Genomic DNA, 24278 nt, shown 5'->3' on the forward strand with positions numbered 1-24278 from the left:
AAGATTTTAAATAGATATCCATCCAAATACTTAAGTAAAGAACGAAGAGTACTTATTTACTTTGATTAAGTTACATTATAACATTGCCGATACATTATAACAAAACACCGGAATGTTAATGATTTTACCTAACTTTAAAACTAGCCTGATCGCATCTATGGTCACCGTACTGTGTGCTTGTAACAGTGAAATTGATGATCTTGCAGATAAAAATGCTGGGCTGGCAGATAACCATGATCATATCGGAATCACCTCAACAGGGCGTTTAGCCATTAGTCATGCTGATACTGCAAACGTATCAATTTTCGATACTGATAATGACACGCTACTTGAAATGTTTAATACTGCAAATATTGTTAGCGGCTTATATGCAAGTCCTAACAATCGTTTTGCGGTACTTATACAACGCGCGGATAACTATGTAGAATTTATTGATGGTGGTTTATACCAAGAAGATCATGATGATCACCTGCATGATTACAAACAACTACCTTCCTTTTCAGGTTTTACATTAACAAATGATAAGCCAACTCATTTTGATATAAGCGAACAGCAAGCGGCACTGTTTTTTGATGGCAATATAGATGCGGGGATCCCAGCAAGCTTTGCTATTTTAACTGATACATCAATTGAAGATGGCGAAATACTTGCAGCTCATAGCTTTACTAATGCCATGCATGGTACAGCGCAAATTCGCGGTGAATCGGTAATAACAACTTATCGCAGCGAAGATATAACTAGCGTGCTGCCAAATTATGTTGAACAACTGCATATTCATGGTGATCACTTTCATCAAGAACAGCGGTTTGCAGTGGATTGCCCTGCACTACATGGCAGTGCGCAAAATCACCAGCATATCGCTTTTGGCTGTAGCGATGGTGTATTAGTTATAACTGAAAAAGGTGGTGTGTTTAACGCAGCCAAAGTAGCTAATTTCAACAGCTTTGCTGAAGGTACGCGTATTGGCACAATTAAAGCGAGTGAACACAGCGAACTATTTTTAGGTATTGCACAAAGTAAGCTTTTTTACACCATCGACCCAGCATCAGCTGAAATGACACAGCTTGCATGGCAACAAAATACTGAAAATACCGTATTAGCAAGTGCACTCGATAGGATTACTGGCGAGTTTTATGTGCTTGGAAGTGACGGTTTCTTGTCGGTGCTACATGCTGAAGATGATTGGCAAGTCAGTGCACGCTTTAAAGTACTCGAAAACCCAGCTGGTAACTATGCACTCGCTGCCTCTGCGGCCGACGATACTTTATATATCAGTGATGCAAACAACCAAACAGTATTAAGTATCGACACGTATGAGCAAACGACTAAAACTATTCTTAACCTTGATTTTATCCCTAATCAAATTACCTGGTTAGGTATAGCTGCTGAATCAAAACATGAACACTAATTAATTCAAGCAAATAACTTTCATAGCATTCCCTTGCTAATTCATTGCCAGCAAATTTACTTTGCTGGCTTTTTTGCTTTCATGCTGGCAATTCCATGATGAACCAACACAGCAACCGCACCGGCTAATACACCGAATAAACCATCGAACAGTAAAGGCGCAATAATCTCTCCCAGCGTACCTAAATTTGCTAGTGCAAACTCAGCAACAGCGATTTGCCAATGATGCAACACACTAATACCATGCACTAAAATTCCACCACCCACTAAAAACATCGCTACCGTACCTGCAAATGCTAAAAACGCCATTAAGCGTGGTGCTGCGGCTAATAAACCTTTACCTAATAATGCTTTAAAACGGTTTCCTGTTTGCTGTGCTTGGTTAAGCAAATACAAACCAGCATCATCAAGTTTTACAATCCCTGCCACTAACCCATAAACGCCAATGGTCATGATCACCGCAATAACACTTAAGACTAACGCTTGATTTAGTAGACTTGCACCCGCCACGGTGCCTAGAGTGATAACTATTATTTCTGCCGATAAAATAAAGTCGGTTCGAATAGCTCCTTTTACTTTTTGTTTTTCGTACTCAACTAAATCTAAATTTTCGATAGCATCTACATCATCATTTTTCGTAGCTGGTAATAACTTTTCGACTAACTTTTCAGCACCTTCAAAACACAAAAATAATCCACCAACCATTAATAAAGGTGTAATAAGCCAAGGTAGCCAAACACTTATTAATAACGCTGCAGGAACTAAAATTGCTTTATTTAAAAAGGAGCCTTTCGCTACCGCCCACACGACTGGTAGCTCACGATCGGCAGTGACTCCTGTCACTTGTTGCGCGTTTAAGGCTAAATCATCCCCTAACACACCCGCAGTTTTCTTCGTGGCGACTTTACTCATAGTGGCAATATCATCTAATAAAGTGGTGATATCGTCCAATAATGTCAATAGGTTAGTACCTGCCATCTCATTTCCTTTGCAGTTAAAAAATTTATAATAATCAACATAGCCTAAACAAGTATTTTCACCAAAGGTTAATTTTCGTTTGCTATGCTAGTTGCTAAACACACTTAGCCAAGGTACTTGTTTATGTATAAAATCCTATTAATTGCACTCGGTGTTATTAGCCTCAGTGCATGCACAGAACAATTAAATAGTCAGTCTTTCTCCTGCGATAGCCAACTAAGCGCCGTTATTACCAGTAATGATGAAGAAAGTGCCACGCTAAATTACAATCAAGTAGATCATTCGCTGACCAAACAAATCAGCGCCTCGGGCGCAAAATATACCAATGAAGATGTGCTGTTTTGGACCAAAGGGAATGAAGCAATGTTGATAATTGATGGCAACAAATATCATTGTAATTTAGAGTAATACAATCGCTCGCCAAACTTATAATTTATAAAAATACTGCTACACTCATAAATAATTAAGTATTTACGGGTTCACTATGCGCGCTATTGCTATTAAAACGAAACTAATTTTTGCCTTTGCCACAATTGGTTTTTTAATGCTCGCCAGCAGTAGTTTTTTTTACTGGTCATTAGGACAAATTAATCACGCCACTTCGGATATAGAAACTTTAGCTGTACCTGTACAACAGCAAAGTCATGCCTTGCGGTTATCGCTGTTATCAATCACCAAATTTAATGCTGTTGCATACAGCCAAACAAGTAAAGCCAGTTTGCAACAGCAGCAACAGAGCACTCATGAAGAACAAACTTTATTTAAAACCAAGCTAGAAGAATTAAGCTCTCAGCTGCACGACCAACCACAAATGCTGCAATTACTATCACAAATAACACAACGTTATCAAAAGTTTAGTGACACTAGCGCAACAATGTTTAACACCAAACAACAAGGCCTAACAGCAGCAACTCAGGTTACCTTATTAGCAAATGATTACGCTAATAATCTCGCTGATTTAAGTAATGGCTTACTTGATTTAGAACTAATCGAAGTAACACCGGCGCAACAGTCGTTATTAGCCGCTATTGTTGGTACCGCGACCCGCATTGACGACTTGCTATTCACTTTAGGCAATAATGTTAAGAGCATCAACCACATTAGCTCCCTACAAACACTCACAGAGCACCAACAAGATACCGCTTTTTTATTAGACAATATCCAATCTAATTTTACATACCTACAACAGCAAGCGAGTGAGTTAAAAAATCAAACAAATTTCAGCAACCTAAAAGACCTTCTCAGCTTAATTAATCAACAGTTGGCAACACTGTACCAGCAACAAAGTACTCTTTTGACCAGTAAAGTTGCGACCGAGCAAGCCTTTGCTGTATTCCAGCAACAGTTTCAACTTACCGAGCAGCTCATTATTGAGTTAAATCATTTAGCCGATAAACGCTTTGATACCTTGCAGGCAGATGCTCAGTCGGTGATCACTACCGGTTCGCGACTCGCGATTATTATAAGTTTAGTGCTTATTTCATTTGCAGCCTTGATCTGCTTTTTAACCACCAAAGCAATGTTAAAACCACTAAATGCTGTAAATAAAGCACTATCACGTATCGCTTCTGGGGATTTATCGAAACGTACAAAGCCCCATAATGATGATGAATTTGGTGTACTTTTAAACAATATCAATCAATTAAGCGATGATCTAAGTACATTACTAAGTGCGATAAGTGATAACGCCCACACCTTAGATCAATCAGCAATTCAAACCAGTGCACAAGGCCAACATATGACCGAAGCAGCACAGCAGCAATTAGATCGTATTGCAGAGGCCGACTCGGTGGCGCATAGCATGCATAGTAATTCCCAAGCGGTCTGTGAACGAGCGGATAACACCTCTAATGAAGTTGCTAACGCTTCGCAGTTTGCCCATGATGTAAACCAGATTGCTGATCGTAACAGCCAGCGTATCGCAGCGTTGCTTACTCGACTTGATCAAGCAGTACAAAGTACTAATGAGCTAACCCAGCACACACAATTAATTGGCGCGATCGTGGATACAATTAGTAGTATTGCTGAGCAAACTAATTTGCTTGCGCTCAATGCTGCAATTGAAGCTGCCCGTGCAGGAGAAAATGGCCGAGGCTTTGCTGTTGTGGCAGATGAAGTACGCTCTTTAGCTGCACGAACGCAAAACTCGACTAGCGAAATACATACAATGATCCAAACACTGCAACATCAGGCCAACACTGCTCATCATGAAATTAACGATGGGCAACAACAAGCAAAAGAATGTGTAGCAAATAGTAGTGAATTAAACCAAGCCGTGGATAAAATACAAAGTACCTTAGTGACAATTAACCAAATGAGTATGCAAATTGCCAGTTCATCGCATCACCAGCTTGATAACAGCAATGAAATAAAACAGATTATGGCGCAGGTAACGGTGCAAGCACAAACGAATGCCGAACATGCAAAGTCTCTCGCCAACCAAAGTGAAGACGTTAACCAACTCGCTCACTCATTAACCAGCGCAGTAGAAAGGTTTAAGTTCTAACTCTGAATATAAAACCCATCTGCAGCTATTATCATAATGATAAATACACACCACTGAAATAACGTTGCAGTGGCATTTAGCAGCTTATTTATTATTTTGCTCCGCGATAAACTCCCTAATGTATTTATCAAATAGTGCCGCTGGCAGTGGTTTGCTGTATAAAAAACCTTGAATATAATCACAATTTAGAGCATTCAAAAAAGCCAGCTGTGCAAAGGTTTCAACTCCTTCGGCAACAACTTTGAGCTGTAGGTTACTAGCCATTGAAATTATTGCACTGACCATCGCACAATCTTCAAGCTCATCGGGTAAGTCTTTTATAAACTCCCGATCTATTTTTAACTTACTCAGCGGAAAACGCTTTAAATAGCTCAACGATGAGTAACCGGTGCCAAAGTCATCAATTGCTAAACCCACGCCGGTTGCACGTAATGCTTGTAATTGCTGCAAGATGTTTGAGCTATTATCAGCAAGTAGCGTTTCTGTAATTTCAAGGGTTAAACACTGAGCTGATAACTGCGTTTCCTGTAGAACACTTTTAACTAACGCTTCAATATCTTGGCGAATAAATTGCACGCTAGACATATTTACCGTAACAAAAAACTGATCACCGAAACTGCTACACCACTTAGCAGCTTCGCGGCATGCTTCTCTGAGTACCCACTCACCAATTGGAATGATTAATCCTAACTCTTCACATACAGGAATGAATTGTGCCGGCGACACATCGCCAAGCTCCGCACTATGCCATCGCAATAAAGCTTCACAACCGACCGTTTTTTTATCGTGGCTAATAATTGGCTGAAAATAAACGGTAAACTCGTTATTACTAAGCGCTTTATGGAGAGCATTTTCAAGCTTACTACGAGCAGTCGCTTGTTCGTGCAAGCCGCTAGTAAAGAACTCAAAGCAGTTTCGCCCTTGTGCTTTAGCTTTGTACATGGCGCTATCAGCATTACGTAATAATATTTTGCGCTCGACTCCATCGTCGGGGAAAATAGTGATCCCCATACTGCCGGATACAAATACATCTTGCTCACCAATTTTAAATGAAGAATTAAGCGCCAGCAGGGCTTTTTTAGCTAGTCGCTCAATGTCTGCTAACGTATTGATCCCGGGCAGTAATAGCGCAAACTCATCGCCACCTAAACGGGCAACTACGTCAGAGCTGCGCATACATGCTTTAAGCCTTTTGCCAGCCTCAAGTAACAGTAAATCACCACTATTATGCCCTAGGGTATCGTTAACGCTTTTAAACCGATCTAAATCAATAAAACAAATTGCCAAACGCTTATTATTAGCTGTCGCACGGATCATTTCTTGATCTAGCTTGCTATTATAATGATAGCGATTTGCCAGCCCCGTTAAGATATCAAAATTAGTTTGTAGCCACATTTCCTGTTCATTTTCTTTGCGTAAAGAAATGTCGTTAAATAAGGCAACATAAACTTCAATGTCTTTTTCCTCGTCAAATACTACCGAAATATTGACCCAGCTCGGATAAATACTACCATCTTTGCGGCGGTTCCATATTTCACCTTCCCAATGCCCTACCTCATTTAAACGTCGATATAACACTTTAAAAAACGATGGTTTATGATGGCCCGAATTTAATATTGCAGGTGTTTTACCAAGCATATCTTGTTCTTGATAACCGGTGATCTGTGTGAAGGCTTTATTTACAGCTTGAATTTCATTATCACGATTAGAAACTAAAATACCTTCATTAGTTGTCGAAAATACCGTGCTCGCGAGTCGTTGTTGTTGACGTGCTTTTAATTTTAAAGTGATATCACGAATTAAGTGTATTTCACCAATTTTGCTATTTTTTTCGTCGATAACTGCGGTTACTCGTGCCTCTCCCCAAAATACCTCTTTAGCTCCGTGAAATTGACACTCACTATCAACCCCAACTACTCCTTTCGGGCACTCAGTAAATGAGTAAATATTTTTATCTTCCAGTGGCTCGCCTGCAGTTAACTTTTGCACAGCCGCAGTATTAGCTGTAATGACCCTATGTTCGACATCCGTGTAAACGAGCAGATCATCAATACTATTGAAAATCGCTTTTAGCGTCGCACTGTCTTTTTGCGCCGATTTTTTAGCTCGGCGTAATCGCAAAGCTAACATGGTTAAAGTCGCTAACAGTATTATTAGTACAGAAATAGATATTAGCGCTAACAGCAATTGATCGGTGCGTTTTTGTTCTATTTCATTAGTTTGACTAGCAACCAATTGTTCAAGATTTTCTTGATAATGCCAAAGCGCTTTTTCAAGGTTACGTTGAGATGAAATATCATGTATGACAGAAAATAAAAAATCTTTATTTTCAATTGTAAATGGGGCTGAATAAACGCTAACGGTACGTGTTTCACCGCTCGCTAATCGGTGTTTGAAAACAAAATAGTTTTGCCCTTTAGTCAGAGCCGCTTGGCGCTCCTGTGCAACTTGTTGCTCAGTAAATATATTAATTTGCTGGATACGCATTGTTTGCAATTGCGCAATACTGTAACCATAAAATGCAGCCGCTGCTTTATTAGCAAATTTAATTTCACCCGTTTGCGGCTCTACCACTAACATCACGGCACTGTGCTCATTAAAAAGCGGCATATTGATCACGGAATCTAATGATTGTGATTGCTTAGCACTTACTTGATCTACAAAGGTAATTACACAGCAAATAATAACAGCCTTGATAAATGTTTTTACGATAAGCCCACCCATTAATCAAAAACTCATTTCAAACATTTGTCCTAAACTATAGCTTACTCACCTTATAATGTAACAAAAATGATCGCTTAAATGCGCTCTAAAAACACCTCATTAATTCGCTTAACGTCTTTATTTAAGTATAATGCTAACAGTCTTTTAAGCTTTAAAGCGGCCCACAATGAAATACAAAGATCTACGTGATTTTATCGATTTATTAGAAAAAAAAGGTGAACTGAAGCGTATTCACCAAGAAGTTGATCCTTATCTTGAAATGACCGAAATTGCCGACCGCACATTACGTGCTAAGGGACCCGCTTTATTGTTTGAAAACCCTAAAGGTTATGATATCCCCGTACTAGCTAACTTATTTGGTACACCAGAGCGTGTTGCCATGGGAATGGGTAAAGAACACGTTAGCGAACTACGAGAAGTCGGTAAGTTGCTGGCATTTTTAAAAGAGCCAGAGCCACCAAAAGGCATTAGAGAAGCATTTAGCCAAATTCCAGTGTTTAAGCAAGTATTAAATATGCCTGCCAAAGAAGTTAAAAAAGCGCCTTGTCAGCAAGTTATTCTAGAAGGCGATGATGTTGATTTAACTAAGCTGCCAATTCAACACTGCTGGCCTGGTGATGTGGCTCCATTAATCACTTGGGGTTTAACCGTCACCAAAGGGCCTTTCAAAAAACGCCAAAACTTAGGTATTTACCGCCAACAATTACTCGGTAAAAATAAAATCATTATGCGCTGGTTATCACACCGTGGCGGTGCTCTCGATTTTCAAGAATGGTGTAAAGAAAACCCAGGCCAACCTTATCCGGTATCGGTAGCATTGGGTGCTGATCCGGCGACAATCCTAGGTGCCGTCACACCAGTGCCAGATACCTTGAGTGAATACGCCTTTGCCGGCTTGCTACGTGGTAGCAAAACAGAAGTAGTTAAGTCGATATCCAATGATTTACAAGTTCCAGCCAGTGCTGAAATAGTTCTTGAAGGCTATATAATGCCGGGCGAAATGGCACCTGAAGGCCCTTATGGCGATCACACGGGTTATTACAATGAGGTTGATAACTTCCCTGTTATGACCGTGACCCACATGACACATCGTAAAGATCCTATTTATCACAGCACTTTTACTGGTCGTCCACCAGATGAGCCGGCAATTTTAGGGGTCGCACTCAATGAAGTCTTCGTGCCTATTTTGCAAAAGCAATTTCCTGAGATAGTCGATTTTTATCTACCGCCAGAAGGCTGTTCATATCGTATGGCGATAGTGACAATGAAAAAACAATACCCAGGTCATGCCAAGCGCGTGATGATGGGGGTATGGTCGTTCTTGCGTCAGTTTATGTACACAAAATTTGTCATTGTCTGTGATGATGACGTTAACGCACGTGATTGGAATGACGTGATCTGGGCGATTACTACACGTATGGATCCCGCCCGCGACACGACTCTAATTGAAAACACACCGATTGATTATTTAGACTTTGCATCACCGGTTTCAGGTCTTGGTTCAAAAATGGGTATGGATGCCACTAATAAATGGCCCGGCGAAACCACTCGAGAGTGGGGCGAACCCATTGTGATGGATCAAGCGACTAAAGATCGCGTCGATGAAATCTGGCAAAGCTTAGATATTCTTTAACAGCTCTTTTAGAGGCTATAAACTCACTATGCGGATATGTTATTATTGTTCAAATAAAGTGCGTATCCGCTAATTTAAGGTAAAACATGCAAACATTACACGCTGAAGTTGTCGCTATCAGCCCACTCACTGAATTTGTTCACAAAGTAATTTTAAAACCTGTTGAAAGCGTCACCTTTGAAGCTGGCCAATATTTGCAAGTAGTGCTTGGCGAAAAAGACAAGCGCGCGTTTTCAATTGCCAGCCGCCCTTCACAGTCTGATGAGCTAGAACTCCATATTGGCGCATCTGCAGTTGATTCATATGCAATGCAAACTTTAGAGCATCTTCGCCAAGCCCATGCTGAGAAAACTCAGGTGTTGATTGAAGCCGGCTTAGGCATTTCACAGTTGCGCCTCCAATGCGAACGCCCAATCATTTTACTCGCTGGCGGCACTGGGTTTTCATACGCAAAATCTATGGCTGATCATTTAAGTGAAATCGGTTGTGAGCGTCCGGTATTGTTCTATTGGGGTGTGCGTGAAGAGTCAGCCTTATATGCGCATACTGAAATGCAAACATGGGCCGATAGCCGTGAAAACTTTACCTTTATACCAGTAGTTGAAAACCCAACAGCTAGCTGGACAGGCCATACAGGCTACGTACATAAAGCGGTGATGAACGATATCGTATCGCTTGCCCCATATGATATTTACATGGCAGGGCGTTTTGACATGATAGGTATTGTCCGCGATGATTTCCTAGCACATGGTGCAATTCGCGAAAACATGTACGCCGATGCATTTGCATTTATAAAATAGTATAACCAGAGTAACCAGCTTAATTTTTATCCGTAAGCTGGTTACTGACACTCCCTGACAGCCCGCTATGATTTACTTAGCTCTTCTTAAACAAGGAGAACTATGATGACCACAAATTTAATCGAAGTTGTAAATTTCAAACTAAAGACTGATACAAAATTAGCGCAGTTCCACATCGCTAATAATGATTTTCAGCGTTATATTGATAACCAATCAGGCGTACTTTACCGCTCCCTTGCTAAACAAGCCGATACCCAGCAATATAGTAGTATCATTTATTTTGCTACGGTTGCTGATGCCCAAAAACTGCGTGATACATTTTTTGATAATGCTATTTGCCAACAGTACACTTCTCTCATTGCAAAAGAATCGATAAAGCAGGATCGTTTTGAAGTGCTTAGCCAAACAGCTTGCCAACAAAGCTAACACTGTATTTTTGAAAACAAGGATAACCAATGCACAAATCAGAGCGGCTATTTCAATTAGTAAACATACTTAAGAGTCGCCGCTTTGCGATCACTGCAAACGAACTTGCCAATAAATTACAGGTATCTCAGCGAACAATTTATCGCGATATTCAGCACTTACAGAGCTCGGGCGTGCCCGTTGAAGGTGAGGCAGGCACTGGCTATTTAATTACCGATTACGATCTACCACCGATGATGTTTACTCTTGAGGAGCTACAAGCACTGTTGTTAGGTAGTAAAATGGTCAGTGCTTGGACTGATCCACAGTTAGCGGCGAATGCCCAAGCTGCAATGACTAAAATTAATGCAGTGTTGCCTAACAAGTTAAAGCAACGCGTTGCAGAGCTGCCGTATTTAGTCTCTGCATTTCATCACGATAAAAGCCACCAAACGACCACTTTGATACTTCGTAAAGCCATCACTAATAAAACCTGCATTGAATTTCATTATCTGGATGTAAACCAACGATCAACTCAGCGTATTGTCGACCCTTTAGGACTGGTATATTGGGGAGCAAAGTGGACTCTTATCGCTTATTGTCAGTTGCGCAGTGACTACCGAGAGTTTCGCTTAGATCGTATTCAAAGCATTATTCCACTCGCCAAGGTATTTGATACTAATTCACAAAAAAGCTTAGCGCATTATATGGAGTTAGTGAATGCCAAATACCAAACTCACTCTGATGGTCTGGCTCATAATTAAATTTAGCTGTGATTGTTGTTACCTATCAGCGCAATCAACATAAACAATTTCACAAACGGCCAATCCTTAACCATACTTTGAATAACTCATTAATTGGGAGAGACCCAAATGTTAAACACCAAAGTAAAAGATTTTATGCAGCGCAAGTTACCGCATATAACCCCTGAAACCGAGATGACCACAGCAATTGCAGAACTACAAAAATTCAAACTACTGGGAGCGCCAGTGTTTGATGATAATAAATGTTTAGTGGGCTTTATTTCTGAGCAAGAACTGCTAAAACCGTTAATGCAAAATAGTTATTTTTGTGACGGTGTGGTTAAGGTTTCACAACTGATGCAAACCGAGGTTGTAACCGTCAACGGCGACACCAACATAATGGAACTTGCCGAGCAAATGAAAACCGGTAAACCTAAAAATTACCCCGTTGTTGAAGGCACCAAAGTAATTGGCATGATTGGACGCAGTGATGTACTCAAAGCACTTTTTGATAACTACCTAAGCTGCCAGCAATAATGTGTTTTTCAAGCAATGCCTGACGCTAAGCGAACAAGGCATTGCCATTTGTTTAATGTGCGTTAATTAAGCTAGGGGTGCTCCGTAATATTTATAACCGCCGCATCTTTGGCTTTTATTAATACTGCGCAGTTTTTATCTGATGGTGCTAACGTCACTTTAACAACGTCACTCAACGTCAAATCGTTTACTCTATTTGCGCATCTTAGCGCTATTTCACCAATCTGCTCAGCATTCATTGAAATTGTAAAATTGAGTTTTAGAGGCTGATATACCCAACTTTGCCCTTTAAGCATTGTTTGTTGTAACTTAAACTCTTTATCACTTGATAGACTCTCATTTATAGGCTGCTGTAAAAAATCCATGCTTTGTTCGCTAATTTCAACATTCTCTAATTGAGTCATTGCCTTAATAGCTTGCCCAGCATTAAAAAACTGATTTTTATATAAGTGCCAACTATATAAATTTTGTAGTGTTTTAGAGGCAAGTGATGGTGGTAAGTCTGTATGAAGATAGCCTGCTCTTTCGATACTTTGACCGTAGTTATCCCACTCTTTTTGCGCGTAATAATAGCGACCTTGAATCCAATAAAGTAAAGCCTGCTCTTGTAAGTTTTTGGCATTATCTGATGACATATCGGTCAATAATTTTTCGACTTCAGCGAACCGCTGCTGAGAAAGCAGCTCACTTGCTTGCTCGTAACGAGTATAAAAACCGGGCGTAACAGCGTTTGCCCAGACGCAATACTGCCTTGCCCATCTGTTGCTGGCGAAAACTCGAGCTTTTCAAAGTATTTTTTTGTACGTGCAGTAAAATATTCTTTATCAGAAATATCGATAATATCAATATCACTCACTTTACCATCGATATCAATTACATAACTTACGTAAGCCCAGCCTTCTAAACGAGTGGCGCTTTGAGTTTTATTTAGCGTATTGTGATTATTAATAAGTTTCGCAGGTATGAATGATTCAGCCTTTACAAAATAACTATTTGCTAAAATCGAAAGAGTAAAAAATATCGTGAAAAATTTCATAGTCAGGTCCTTTAAGGGAATTACATCCTTACTTTATTTAGAAGCGCCATTCTTCTAGTGCAATAAATGTTTTTCTTTCCTGTTGATATTGCAAAAATGCGCTAGATAGCGCATTTCAATCATAAAACTTAAATTAATAAGTAGACGAGGCTTTTAGATCTCGTAAGGCTTGTTTTTCAGCATCACTCAAGTATGCAATATCAAGTGCATTGGCTTGGGCTTTTTCCATATCAGCCTGAGTAAGGCCTGCAGCAGGTCCTGCAACCATGTATTCATGTTCAATTTCGATGCCTTCCACTGCGGGATCATCGGTATTAATACACGCTAAAATACCATGATCTAAAAAGCGCTTCAGTGGATGCATATCTAAACTGGCTACTGTGCTGGTTTGCACGTTACTAGTTAGGCACGATTCAATACCTATGCGTTTATCACGTAGGTAGTCCATTAGCTTGGCATCTTCAATAGCTTTGACACCATGGCCAATACGCTCAGCACCTAGCTCATTGATTGCTTGCCAAATACTGGCAGCTCCCAGAGCTTCACCGGCGTGAATCGTTGCGCTAAGGTAAGCATCACGTACTTGCTTAAAGTGATCGACAAATAACTCGCCCGGAAAGCCAATTTCATCACCAGCTAAGTCCACTGCAACTAAATCATTTTTAAACGCGAGTAAGGCATCTAACTCTTGCTGGCAAACTTTAGTGCCATAAGTACGTGATAATATACCAATCAGATTAGCTTTAACCGTGCTACTTTGAGTCGCACTTTTAATACCATCAACTACAGCTTCAACCACACCTTGTGGATGTAAGCCTTGGCTTTGTGCCATGTAGTAAGGGCTAAAACGCAGCTCTACATAATCAAGACCTTGTGCTTGCGCATCTTCAATATTTTCGATGGCAATACGCCGACACGCATCGTAATCACCCAATACCGTGACGCCCCAGTCAAGCTTTTGTAAAAAGGCCATTAAGTTAGGCTCAGGATCGATAACTTGCACATGCGGTATTAAGTCTGCAACATTATCAGCAGGCAGCTTAATATTGAACTGACGACCTAAATCAAGAATAGTTTGCGCGCGGACATTGCCATCTAAATGGCGATGGATATCTAGCAAAGGGAGTTTTTTATTGATCATAATTAGCACTCAGTTCAGTTAATTTGCGCGGATCATACGCACTTAAATCGGTAATTCAAGTTTAGATGATTTTGTTTGTATTATTGAGGTCATTTGTCAGCCCCGCTCGATAAAAGTACTAAAAATTAATCAGTACTCTGTTGTAGGTAATGCCATATGGTTTTAAATAGCTTTTCGGCATCGATTGGTTTTGTTAAATAGCCATCCATACCAGCTGCGAGAGCTTTTTTAACATCATCATCATGAGCATTTGCTGACAGAGCAATAATAGGAAGCTGATGTATAAATAGCTCATCACGAATCACTTTAGTGGCTTGCAAACCATCCATATTAGGCATTTGAATATCCATAAGCACTAAATCATAACGGGTTTCAGAGACCTTCTCAATGGCTTCAAAACCGTCACTGGCAACATCAGCAATACACCCTTTGGTTTTTAATATAGCGGTAGCAACATGTTGGTTTAGCGGATTATCTTCCACCAATAGGATCTTAAATTCAGCAAGCGATAAAGTACTCGTGTCAATCTCAGCAAAGAGAGGCTCTAATTGCTCGGCTTTAGTGAGAGGCGAGATACGTGGTAAGGTAAAAGTGAAAGTTGAACCTTGTCCTTCCTCACTTACTAAACTAATATTTCCTCCCATCAATTCAACCAACTTTTTGCAAATACTTAACCCCAAACCTGTACCGCCGAACTGTCGCGAGGTAGAGCTATCGGCTTGTGCAAATGGTTGAAAAAGTTGCTGTTGAGCTACTTGGCTAATACCAATACCAGTATCACTGACACTAAAGTAAGTGACGTCTTGCTGCTGCCATACTTTGAGTGTGATTGTGCCTGTAGCGGTAAACTTAATCGCATTATTTAATAAATTTAGCAAGACCTGCTTTAAACGTATTGGGTCGCTATCTAGCTGTAGATCTGCGCTGTTATCTAGTTCTAATATTAATTTCAGCGACTTAATATCAACGTCGAATTGCACCAAATTAACTAATTCATCAATAAGCTGATTTAGCTCGATAGGCTCTTGTATTAAATCGAGTTTGCCAGCTTCCATTTTAGAGAAATCGAGTACATCATTTAATACTCGCAGCAACACACTCAGCGCACCATCAGCTTGTTCAATATAATGGCGGGCTTGTTGCCAATCTTGCTGCTGCAACGCTAAATAATGCAGACCTTTAATGCCATTGATCGGAGTACGTACTTCGTGACTCATATTCGCTAAAAACTGACTTTTGATTTGACTTGCTTCATCTGCTTTTTGTTTTTCTTGACGCAACACTCGTGTTTGTTGAGCAACTTGCTCGCGCACCTGAATATTGGTGCCGGTCACTGAGATTAAAAAAGTGATCAGTAACCAAACAAATAACATCCCTAATATTTGTGCAAACCAGTACATTATCCATGACGTTTGTGTTGTTGGCTCAAATAGCTGAACTTGCCAAACTCGCTGCCCAATAACTAACTGGTATTCACTCAGCTGTTTGCTATCGGTGCGAGATGCACGGTAGATTAGTTGCCGCTGCTGCGCATCAGTCACATCGTAGAAGTGCATACTTACTTGACTACGATGATTAAACTGCAAAGTATCAGCCAAGCGCGCTAAGTTAATAACGCCAACCACAAAGCCCCTAAAATCACCTTGAATATCTAAGTCACCAAAAACCGGAAAGAAAAACAATACCCCAGTATCATCATTGTTGCTTTGTACAAGCTTCATCGGTTCGCTAATAATCAACTCATTCAATGCTTTTGACATCATCATCACATTACGGATTTGCGCATTTGAGGCTAAATCAAAACCTACTACCTCTTCATTACCCAACATCGGATGTACATACTGTACAGGGTAATAACTGTCCCGTTTCGTCACACTCTGCCATTGTTGCTCGGGTGATTGCTCTTTTATATAAAATTCATTAAAGCCTTCTAGACGAATTTGTTGTTGGTATTGAGCAACCGTTGATAACGGTACATTTGGCACCCATTCTAGGGCAAGTACTTCATTGCTATAATCAAGTTGAGTTGTAGTAAAACGCTTAAATTCAGCGTAACTGACTTCATCACTACTGGCAAAAAAAGTAGAAAGCAGAGCTAAATGCGCCGATACCTCATCTAATTTATGATTTATTTCCAACCGCACTTCAGCTACTTTTGCTTCTTGCTTTTGAATATCTTTGTCTTTTTTCACACTTGCCGCAGCATAAAAGCTAATACTTATAACGACATAAATAAGGATTGAAGGTAAAATTACTTGTAAGCGATGACGCATCTGCTCGTAATTAAAAGCCGCCAATATTAACGGTGTAAAAATTAACACCCCAATACTGTCGCCAATCCACCACGCCACAAAGTTATCAAAAGCGGTATGTACCGGTATTATATTATTGGACACCAATAAGCTAGTGCCTATCGCTGCAGCAATCACACAGCAAGCAGGCCCTGCAATGATCAAGCTTTGTACACTGTGTTTTAAAGAGGATAAGTCTAGCGGAGCTTTAATTATTTTAACGATGCAATAGCAGCCTACCCAGGCCTGCAAAACGGCTGCAAAAGAGACAGCTAAAGCTTGTAAGAAAACCTGCCAATGCAGAATATCAGCAACACGATCGAGATGAATCATATTGGTGAGTAAAGCACCGAGCAAAACCCCAACTAAGGCGCGTCGCCCGCACAATAAAAACCCTGCAAGGGCAATGCCTGATGGTGGCCACGAAGCCACTGCATAACCATCAATAGCGAGCAGCGAATTACTGAAAAACCCAGTAATAAAATAAGCAAAAGTTAAACCAAACGTCAGAGTAAATATATTTTGCAATGCTCTGGCGCTCCTATTCAGGCCTCAACTAACTGTAATTACAAATAAAGGTCGAGTGCTTTTTGTGGTTGTGCGCTTTTACTATAACTAAGCTGTGCTTGTACTAAATATTCTTTGCTGTTCTCTGTGTTTAACGCTTTATCGAACACCCGAGCAGCAAGCTCATACTCACCATGAGCATTAGCTAAGCATGCAAGTGCCAGTAACAATGCTTGATTATCCGGCTCTTTTTTTAAAGTATCTTGTAAACTCGCCTGTAACTTTAATGCGTCTCCAGGGGCGGACACTTTTAATATATGTGCAAGCTCAATATGCTGCTCTGGTTTTTTCAGCATTTTAAGTAAACTTAATTCAATCTCATTTAAACGCCCAGCTTTTGCCATCGCAGCTAAGTAACAGCTATGCGCTTTTACTTTTACGTTTTTAGATAGTTGCTGATACTTATCGGTTAATTGCGATTCTGGCTGTGCCATAAAGTAGGTGGTTAATAATATCGACCATTGGCTATCTGTTAACGCTTTTTTACTTAGTAAACGCGGCATAAACTGCTCAAGCGCAGTCCATTTTTGCTGTTGCACAAGTACTTCGGCATACAATTTCAGCTCCAGCGCGGTGGCTTTTTTAGCTTCCGCTAACGCTTTTAATTCACTGCTTACTGTGTTGCAATCACCACTGGCTAACCAGAGTTTAGCCGCTTTTAGTTGGTTTGCTGGCGATATTTTCTCAAGTAATCCAATCGCTTTGCTTGTGTCATTATTTTGTAAAGCCGCTTTAGCTAGTAACGCATAGCGCACATCTTGCCAATTATCAGCCACGCTATTGTTTCCCAATGCCAGTTCTAGCTGCTCGCTATCACCATTAATTAAGCTCCATACACCTTGCTCAATCGCCGCTTGTTTACGCTCTTCACTGCGGGCAAAAAAACGATGGCGAGTATTGCTGTATAAAGACAAAATATAACGAATAAGCTTATAAGTTAAATACAAACCCAGCGCGATAACCAAAATGGTCGCGCAAAAAGCGACGATAGACCCTTCAATAGTAGTTTGATTAAACGAAATTAATACATAACCCACTTCACCTATTAACATAGGCGATAAAGCAAGTAATACAGCAACTGCTATAATAACCAATATTAAGCGGATCATTTTGCCCACTCCTTGATCTGCTCAGTACTTTGCAAAGTGATAGCTGGACTAAAGTTTAACTGCTCTTTGCTCAACTCCTGCAGCGCTTTAAGCGTACTTTTAGTTAGTGCTTCATCATGTTGGAAATAATCTTTTACTAATACTTCGGCTTGACTCAGAGCAGTAAAATAAATACTGGCTTGTTTAGTCAAAAGCGCATCTTGAGCTTGCGATAAATATAAACTTAATCGCTGTTGGATCAAATGACGCTCGTACTCTGTCAATAAAGGTTCAATAGCGATATCTTCACGTTGGCGAATTTTAATAAAGTTATCTTTAAATTGCTGCCACGAATTAGCTAAATTTTGCTGCCAATCACTAACGTTTTCGCTCAATACATGTTGCTCTTTTTGATCTACTTCTTGTGGTAATGCCACCGCATTGAAAACGAGCTTATCTACTTGCCCAAGTACACCGTGCAGCTTTAAATAAATTGCTTCTATTGCAACCGGCTCAACAGTGCTAAGCGCTTGCAAATCTTGATATATTGCTTGGCGAATAGCGCCAGTTCCTGGATGCTCTGCTAATAACGTATCTAATCGAGTTAATACTGCCGCCGCTCCATTATAATCATGCTCAGCCCACAGTTTAAACTCAGCCATACGCTGCAAACTAGTCACCTCTTGTGGATTAAGACTATATGTTTGTTGCTCTGCACGCTGCAAGGCGGCTGCTAATTGTTTTGCCGTGTTATCTGCATTTTCAGCTAAGCTAGCAGCAACTTTTTGCTCACTATTAAACAGCGCTTGTTGCAAGGTTTGCTGCGCAACTTTCACTGCTTGCAGCTCTTTACTGAGTAATTGGTTGTCAGCTGATAACTGATTAACTAACAAATTTGCTTGCTGTTGTGTATGAAGTTTTTGGTAAAACTGAAAACCAACACCAGAGGCCACAATCAACGAGATAAGTAATGCTAAGCTGCCAGTTTTACTTATTTTTTGTTTGTTGTTTTGGTTCGTTTCTTGTTTCATAGCAAAGTCTTTTTTTGTTGCCGAAGGAGAGTCTGCAACCTTAGCACTCGCCTTGGTTGAACTGCTTGGCGTTGCTTTAGGGTCAGCAAGCTGTGATGTTGGCTTTGTATCTTCACTCATAATGTTACCTTCGCTAATACAAGTAAACATAGCGCTATCGCTTGCACCTGCAGCAATGTGTATATTTGCCGAGTCAATCTGTTGCGCCGCAAGGTATTCACTAATGCGAGCACTGGCAACATAAAACTGGCACTGTCTGATCCACTCTAATTGTTTTGCGCCCAGTTCACGAAAAATCGCATCAACTGCCGCATTACTTGTTATGACTATACCTTTAACATCAAGGCTTTGCCAGTGGTCTAGCCAGTCAGTTGCATTACCTTCTACAGGGCCTCGTTGATAAACCACTAAATTATTTAAAAATGCCCCACGTTGCTTTAAGTTTTTTGCAATCGTTGCTCGGCCATCTTTACCTTTGACCAACACTATATTTAGACCATCAACTTGCTGTAATGATTTTAAAGCCAGTAATCCTTCAGAATCATGCAGTTTAGGCACGGCTGCTCGTACGCCAAATGCCTGCCAAATGGCTTCTGCCGTTTGTTCACCTACGGCATAAAATTGCGCTTTAGTATTGATATCGGGTTTAAGTGCCAACAATGCTTTGACAGCATCTTGGGAGATAAAAATAATTTTATCTGCATTCAGTAAAGGGGTCAGTTGAGTATTATCTGGGGTTAAGTAATCAATTTTCAAAACCGGAAATAAAGTCGCCTGATAACCCCCTTGCGACAGTTGCTCTGCAAGGTCGGCGCCTTTTCCATGTGGGCGAGTTATCAGGATCTGTGACATTTATGCGTCTCTATATACTTCAGCTAAAATTTTATCTGCGCCTAAAGCAAGTAACTGTTCAGCCAGTTGCACACCAAGCTGTTCAGCATCAATTGCTTTACCACTGATCTCAGCGCGTAAAATTTCGCTGCCATCAATTGCGCCCACTAAACCACGTAAATGTACTTGCTCGCCATCAACTAAAGCATAAGCGCCAATTGGTACTTGGCAACCACCTTCTAAACGGCGATTCATTGCACGCTCGGCATTAACACGAATACGTGTCTCGTTATGCTCAAGTGGTGCAAGTAACGCTTGGGTAACCTCGTCATCAATACGGCATTCAATACCTACAGCGCCCTGACCATTCGCTGGTAACGATTCTTCTGGTTCAATAAATGCTTTAATACGGTCATGCATCTGTAAACGAATTAATCCAGCAGCAGCTAAAATAATCGCATCATATTGGCCATCATCAAGCTTAGCTAGGCGAGTATTGACGTTACCGCGTAAATCACGAATTTCTAAATCAGGACGCAGTTCACGAATTTGACACTGACGACGCAAACTCGATGTACCAACAATAGCACCTTGTGGTAGCTGTGCAATGTTGGCAAAGGTATTTGACACAAATGCATCGCGTGGATCTTCACGTTCACAAATTGTATGCAGTGCTAACCCTTCAGGAAAATCAACAGGTACATCTTTCATTGAATGCACAGCGATATCTGCACGGCCATCTAACATGGCCTGCTCAAGCTCTTTAACAAATAGTCCTTTGCCACCGATTTTTGCAAGTGGTGTATCAAGAATAATATCTCCTTGTGTCGACATTGGTACTAGCTCAACAGTAATGCCGGCATGGAAATGCTCTAGCTGTGCCTTTACAAATTCAGCCTGCCACAGTGCTAATGCACTTTTACGCGTAGCGATACGAATAAGTTGAGGTTTTTTTGTCACGTTTTCAGTCATAAAAGGAGTCCAATTAATTTTCTTTGCTGAGCCTAAAGGTGAATAAACACTTACTCAGCTAAAATGCGAAATTCTTTTTGTGCCAATAAATGGCCCTGTTCGTCAACAACATCAACACGCCAGTTGCCAACTTGTTCAGGTAAAATAGTTTTATTAGAGTAAGTGCGATACCGAGGAGACGTTACACCAAGCTCAATACTAGCTAGCACTTCATTTTCATAGCGCCAAACATGCTTGACCGTCTGCCCTTGCATATTTTTAAGCTCACTAAAAAATGCCATTGTTTCAGTAAATTCATTTAAACGCACATCCGCTTTAAAAACATTAACGGGCTCACGATCAACCACTTCACGGGTCAATACTGCGCGGCTTACTTTGTCGGTATCAATTTTTGCACCAAGAGCAACGCTGGCAATATGTGCGGATGTAGCAAAACTATCTGGTTGCTCCGCACTAACGTCACTTTCTACTGGCTCATTATTGGTATTTGTAGCAACAATAGTATTAGCTGCAAGTGCTTGGCTTTGTTCGGGCTGATTACTATCAACAATTTGCTGTTCTGGGCTATCAGTTATCATCGCCATTTCTAGCGATTCACTTTTATCATCCACTACACTAGCATCATTACCATCATCAGCATTAATATCAGTGAGTGTCGACGCTTCGCTGACTACCTCAAACTCTGTATTGTCTGCTACCGTTGTTGAAGATGCTAAAGGCGCGTCTTCTTCGCTTGTCTGTGCAACAGACTCGGGGCTATCAAGGGGTTGTTGTTGATCATTTTGCTCAGCATTTACGGAGCTCAACAGGCTATAAGTAAAAATAACTAACGCAAATATCATAAGTAGCGTAACGGTAACAATGCGCTGCCAATGCCATTGATAGGTTACCTCAGGCGCGATAGGTGCAGCCTCTCGACTCATACTTGCAGTGATCACTATTTTTTGTTTCATTTTAGCCTCGGCTACTCAACACTATTTAACTTAAGCGCGCGATCAACCAGTGGCGAATAGCCATTAGTTCTTCCCCGCAGAGCTGATGGCCCATTGGGTAATCTTGCCAACTTACATCCATGTTATGCGTTGTAAGTATGTCAAACGCATGACGTCCTGCATCATAAGGTACTACTTGATCTTGGCTACCATGAGCCATAAATACCGACAAATCTGTATGTTTAGCTTCAGCAGTTAACTTATCTGGCACGCACATATAAGTCGAAAGCGCCATTACACCTGCCAGTTTCTGAGTTAAACGCGGTGCTAAATGTAGCGCAATAACGCCACCTTGAGAAAAACCAGCCAATATTATTTTATCTGCAGGAATACCTTTACCAAGCTCTTGCTCAATCAACTGCTCAACCTTCGCCGCTGATTCGCGTACCCCAGTTTCATCAGCGCGCTTGTCTAGATCCATAGATTTAATATCATACCAAGAACGCATTGCCATACCACCATTTATGGTGACCGGTTGTACCGGAGCATGCGGGAACACAAACCGCACACCTAATTCATCAGGCAATGCAAGTTGCGATGCGACAGGTAAAAATCCATCGCCTGAATCGCCTAAACCATGTAACCAAATAATCGTTGCTTGATGCTGGCCTTTTGCCGCGTATTCTACAAACTCTAAACTCATAGTGCTGATTGCCATTCTACCGTTTGGCCAGCTTGACGCGTTGTTGCTTCATTCATAAACTGCCAAAATTCTGCGCCCGAGCGATTATCAATCCACTTATCGCCACGCAATTCAAAATGGTGACCATTAAACTTAGTCGCCACCCATACTTGATGCAAAGGAGCTTGCTTATTAATCACAATTTTACTGCGGTCAGCAAAAATAATCTCCAAAATACCTTGTGCAGATTCATAGTCTAAGTCAGCTTCACAGTCATCCACTTGTTCTTCAATGGTAAACATAAGAGCTTCGGCTAATTGGTGGTATTCATGATCAGTCATTATTGTTTCCTTTTACGGGCATTTAGCCAGATATTCGGTACGAATTGCATGCAGCTAGTGTAACAGGAATAAATTCATCCGCGAATAGCTGCATTTTTTAGATATTCTGTTAATCTGCGATTATAAAGCCAGCAACACGATTAATCTAATGAAAGAGATGCATCTTAAACAATTAAAACGACTTTCCCCACTTGGTGTACTACTCATCACTTTAGCTGGCTGCGGACAAAGCGGGCCACTATATTTGCCAGAAGATAAAGCCGAGCCAAATAAACCACAACAAGTAACAACTCCAGTTACGCAAACACAGTCATCAACAACTGAATCGAAACAGGACCAATAATGGACTTTTTTGACTATAAAAATAATCAGCTGCATGCTGAAGACATCGCTGTCAAGGAGCTCGCCGCACAATACGGTACGCCTTGTTATATATATTCTCGCAAAACCTTTGAGCGTCATTACCTTGCCTTTGCACAGGCCGCGACCAATCATAAAAACTTAGTTTGCTATGCTGTAAAAGCCAATTCAAACATTGCTGTTTTAAATGTGCTGGCACGCTTGGGCTCAGGTTTTGATATTGTTTCTAAAGGTGAGCTTGCCCGCGTCATTGCGGCCGGAGGCGACGCTAGTAAAGTGGTTTTTTCAGGGGTTGCCAAAACAGCAGACGAGATTGCCTACGCACTCAAGCTCGGGATTAAATGTTTTAATGTTGAGTCTGTCTCAGAGCTAGATCGTATTTCACACGTTGCCAGTGAACTTAATTTAGTCGCGCCAATTTCAATTCGTGTAAACCCTGATATCGATGCGAAAACCCATCCGTATATTTCAACGGGTTTAAAAGAAAATAAATTCGGTATAGATATTCTTACTGCAACAAGTGTTTATCAGTATGCTGCGTCATTGCCTGGCCTAAAAATCACCGGGGTTGATTGTCACATTGGCTCACAGCTGACTGAAATCAAACCATTTCTCGAAGCACTAGACAAAGTACTGGCTCTAATTGACGATTTAAAAGCCAACGGTATTGAACTCAGCCATTTAGATATTGGCGGCGGTTTAGGCGTACCATACAATGGCGAAGCGCCACCGCATCCAAGTGAATATGTGGCACATATCACCGATCGTTTAACTGATTATCAGCACTTAGAGCTTATTTTTGAACCGGGCCGTGCGATTGCTGCCAATGCGGGTATTTTGGTTACAAAAGTTGAGTTTATAAAACAAAACCAAGATAAGTTTTTTGCAATCGTTGATGCCGGTATGAACGATATGTTGCGCCCTGCTTTATATCAAGCATGGCAAAAAATTGTGCCGGTAACGCCTCGTAATGACGACACACCCACATACAACTTTGATATTGTCGGTCCGGTGTGTGAAACCGGTGACTTTTTAGGTAAAGATCGCCTGTTAGCCTTACAACAAGGTGATTTACTTGCCCAGCGCAGCGCTGGTGCCTACGGCTTTACCATGAGCTCAAATTATAACTCACGGCCACGTGTGGCAGAGATCATGGTCGATGGCGAGCAGAGTCATTTGATCCGCGCGCGTGAAACTCTGGAAAGTCTATGGCAAGGCGAGAAAATTTTACCATAAACTTTTTGTAACGAGGCTGCTCTGTGGCATGATTAGC

Annotated in this window: 22 protein-coding genes; 10 read left to right on the forward strand and 12 right to left on the reverse strand. The window is 40.9% G+C overall.

From position 1 onward, the window contains the following. Positions 1 to 118: 118 nt before the first annotated feature. Positions 119 to 1408, forward strand: a complete 1290-nt coding sequence (locus H5162_RS18035; RefSeq protein WP_182779209.1) for a hypothetical protein — start codon at positions 119 to 121, stop codon at positions 1406 to 1408. 56 nt (positions 1409 to 1464) lie between these two features. On the opposite strand, the gene H5162_RS18040 is transcribed toward H5162_RS18035, so the two are convergent. Next, complete coding sequence (locus H5162_RS18040; RefSeq protein WP_145239915.1) at positions 1465 to 2385, reverse strand: DUF808 domain-containing protein; 921 nt, start codon at positions 2383 to 2385, stop codon at positions 1465 to 1467. A gap of 123 nt (positions 2386 to 2508) precedes the next feature. Between H5162_RS18040 and H5162_RS18045 the strand changes: the two genes are divergently transcribed. Then, positions 2509 to 2793, forward strand: coding sequence for an MliC family protein (locus H5162_RS18045; RefSeq protein WP_182735747.1), 285 nt, complete (start codon positions 2509 to 2511; stop codon positions 2791 to 2793). 76 nt (positions 2794 to 2869) lie between these two features. Next, entirely contained in the window at positions 2870 to 4891 is a 2022-nt protein-coding gene (locus H5162_RS18050; RefSeq protein WP_182779210.1) for a methyl-accepting chemotaxis protein, read from the forward strand. A gap of 84 nt (positions 4892 to 4975) precedes the next feature. Here the strand turns inward: H5162_RS18050 and H5162_RS18055 are convergent, their stop codons facing one another. Then, positions 4976 to 7615: a GGDEF domain-containing phosphodiesterase gene (locus H5162_RS18055; protein WP_182779212.1), complete on the reverse strand. Its 2640-nt coding sequence runs from the start codon at positions 7613 to 7615 to the stop codon at positions 4976 to 4978. Between the two features lie 166 nt (positions 7616 to 7781). Here H5162_RS18055 and ubiD point away from each other — a divergent pair, with 166 nt between their 5' ends. The 5 genes from ubiD to H5162_RS18080 all read left to right on the forward strand — a co-directional run bounded on the left by ubiD (position 7782) and on the right by H5162_RS18080 (position 11733). Continuing rightward, a complete protein-coding gene (gene ubiD, locus H5162_RS18060) occupies positions 7782 to 9248 on the forward strand; it encodes a 4-hydroxy-3-polyprenylbenzoate decarboxylase (RefSeq protein ID WP_145239922.1) in 1467 nt (488 codons plus the stop codon). An 86-nt stretch (positions 9249 to 9334) separates the two neighbouring features. Continuing rightward, positions 9335 to 10048 (forward strand): NAD(P)H-flavin reductase, encoded by a 714-nt coding sequence (fre, locus tag H5162_RS18065; RefSeq protein WP_149982174.1) that lies wholly within the window; start codon positions 9335 to 9337, stop codon positions 10046 to 10048. A 102-nt stretch (positions 10049 to 10150) separates the two neighbouring features. After that, a complete protein-coding gene (locus tag H5162_RS18070; RefSeq protein ID WP_259398274.1) occupies positions 10151 to 10474 on the forward strand; it encodes a hypothetical protein in 324 nt (107 codons plus the stop codon). A gap of 29 nt (positions 10475 to 10503) precedes the next feature. Then, positions 10504 to 11217: a YafY family protein gene (locus tag H5162_RS18075; protein WP_182779214.1), complete on the forward strand. Its 714-nt coding sequence runs from the start codon at positions 10504 to 10506 to the stop codon at positions 11215 to 11217. Positions 11218 to 11325: 108 nt separating this feature from the next. Next, entirely contained in the window at positions 11326 to 11733 is a 408-nt protein-coding gene (locus H5162_RS18080) for a CBS domain-containing protein (RefSeq protein WP_145239928.1), read from the forward strand. Between the two features lie 71 nt (positions 11734 to 11804). Here the strand turns inward: H5162_RS18080 and H5162_RS18085 are convergent, their stop codons facing one another. The 10 genes from H5162_RS18085 to cyaY all read right to left on the reverse strand — a co-directional run bounded on the left by H5162_RS18085 (position 11805) and on the right by cyaY (position 22645). Then, a complete protein-coding gene (locus tag H5162_RS18085; protein WP_182779216.1) occupies positions 11805 to 12368 on the reverse strand; it encodes a hypothetical protein in 564 nt (187 codons plus the stop codon). Positions 12369 to 12373: 5 nt separating this feature from the next. Beyond that, on the reverse strand, positions 12374 to 12769 hold the full coding sequence (locus tag H5162_RS18090) for an energy transducer TonB (RefSeq protein ID WP_182779218.1): 396 nt from the start codon (positions 12767 to 12769) through the stop codon (positions 12374 to 12376). Between the two features lie 133 nt (positions 12770 to 12902). Beyond that, a complete protein-coding gene (add, locus tag H5162_RS18095; RefSeq protein ID WP_145239932.1) occupies positions 12903 to 13910 on the reverse strand; it encodes an adenosine deaminase in 1008 nt (335 codons plus the stop codon). Positions 13911 to 14035: 125 nt separating this feature from the next. Next, entirely contained in the window at positions 14036 to 16729 is a 2694-nt protein-coding gene (locus H5162_RS18100) for a CHASE domain-containing protein (protein WP_182779220.1), read from the reverse strand. Between the two features lie 38 nt (positions 16730 to 16767). Beyond that, on the reverse strand, positions 16768 to 17877 hold the full coding sequence (locus tag H5162_RS18105; protein ID WP_182779222.1) for a heme biosynthesis HemY N-terminal domain-containing protein: 1110 nt from the start codon (positions 17875 to 17877) through the stop codon (positions 16768 to 16770). After that, positions 17874 to 19739 (reverse strand): uroporphyrinogen-III C-methyltransferase, encoded by a 1866-nt coding sequence (locus H5162_RS18110; protein ID WP_145239938.1) that lies wholly within the window; start codon positions 19737 to 19739, stop codon positions 17874 to 17876. The genes H5162_RS18105 and H5162_RS18110 overlap by 4 nt, the downstream gene beginning before the upstream one ends. Beyond that, positions 19740 to 20678, reverse strand: coding sequence for a hydroxymethylbilane synthase (gene hemC, locus H5162_RS18115; protein WP_149982317.1), 939 nt, complete (start codon positions 20676 to 20678; stop codon positions 19740 to 19742). A gap of 62 nt (positions 20679 to 20740) precedes the next feature. Next, positions 20741 to 21643, reverse strand: a complete 903-nt coding sequence (locus tag H5162_RS18120; protein ID WP_145239940.1) for a DUF2914 domain-containing protein — start codon at positions 21641 to 21643, stop codon at positions 20741 to 20743. A 25-nt stretch (positions 21644 to 21668) separates the two neighbouring features. Beyond that, positions 21669 to 22325: an alpha/beta hydrolase gene (locus H5162_RS18125; protein WP_149982182.1), complete on the reverse strand. Its 657-nt coding sequence runs from the start codon at positions 22323 to 22325 to the stop codon at positions 21669 to 21671. Then, positions 22322 to 22645 carry an iron donor protein CyaY gene (cyaY, locus tag H5162_RS18130; RefSeq protein WP_145239944.1) on the reverse strand — a complete coding sequence of 108 codons (324 nt, stop codon included), beginning with the start codon at positions 22643 to 22645 and terminating at the stop codon, positions 22322 to 22324. Before cyaY ends, H5162_RS18125 begins: the two co-directional genes overlap by 4 nt. Positions 22646 to 22793: 148 nt before the next feature. On the opposite strand from cyaY, the gene lptM reads away from it, so the two are divergent. Both lptM and lysA read left to right on the forward strand, forming a co-directional pair. Continuing rightward, a complete protein-coding gene (gene lptM / locus H5162_RS18135) occupies positions 22794 to 22988 on the forward strand; it encodes an LPS translocon maturation chaperone LptM (RefSeq protein WP_149982183.1) in 195 nt (64 codons plus the stop codon). Then, on the forward strand, positions 22988 to 24241 hold the full coding sequence (gene lysA, locus H5162_RS18140; RefSeq protein ID WP_149982184.1) for a diaminopimelate decarboxylase: 1254 nt from the start codon (positions 22988 to 22990) through the stop codon (positions 24239 to 24241). The genes lptM and lysA overlap by 1 nt, the downstream gene beginning before the upstream one ends. The last annotated feature ends 37 nt before the right edge of the window (positions 24242 to 24278 follow it).

This window comes from Pseudoalteromonas sp. SR41-8 (assembly GCF_014163915.1).
GTDB classification, from domain to species: Bacteria; Pseudomonadota; Gammaproteobacteria; order Enterobacterales; family Alteromonadaceae; genus Pseudoalteromonas; species Pseudoalteromonas rhizosphaerae.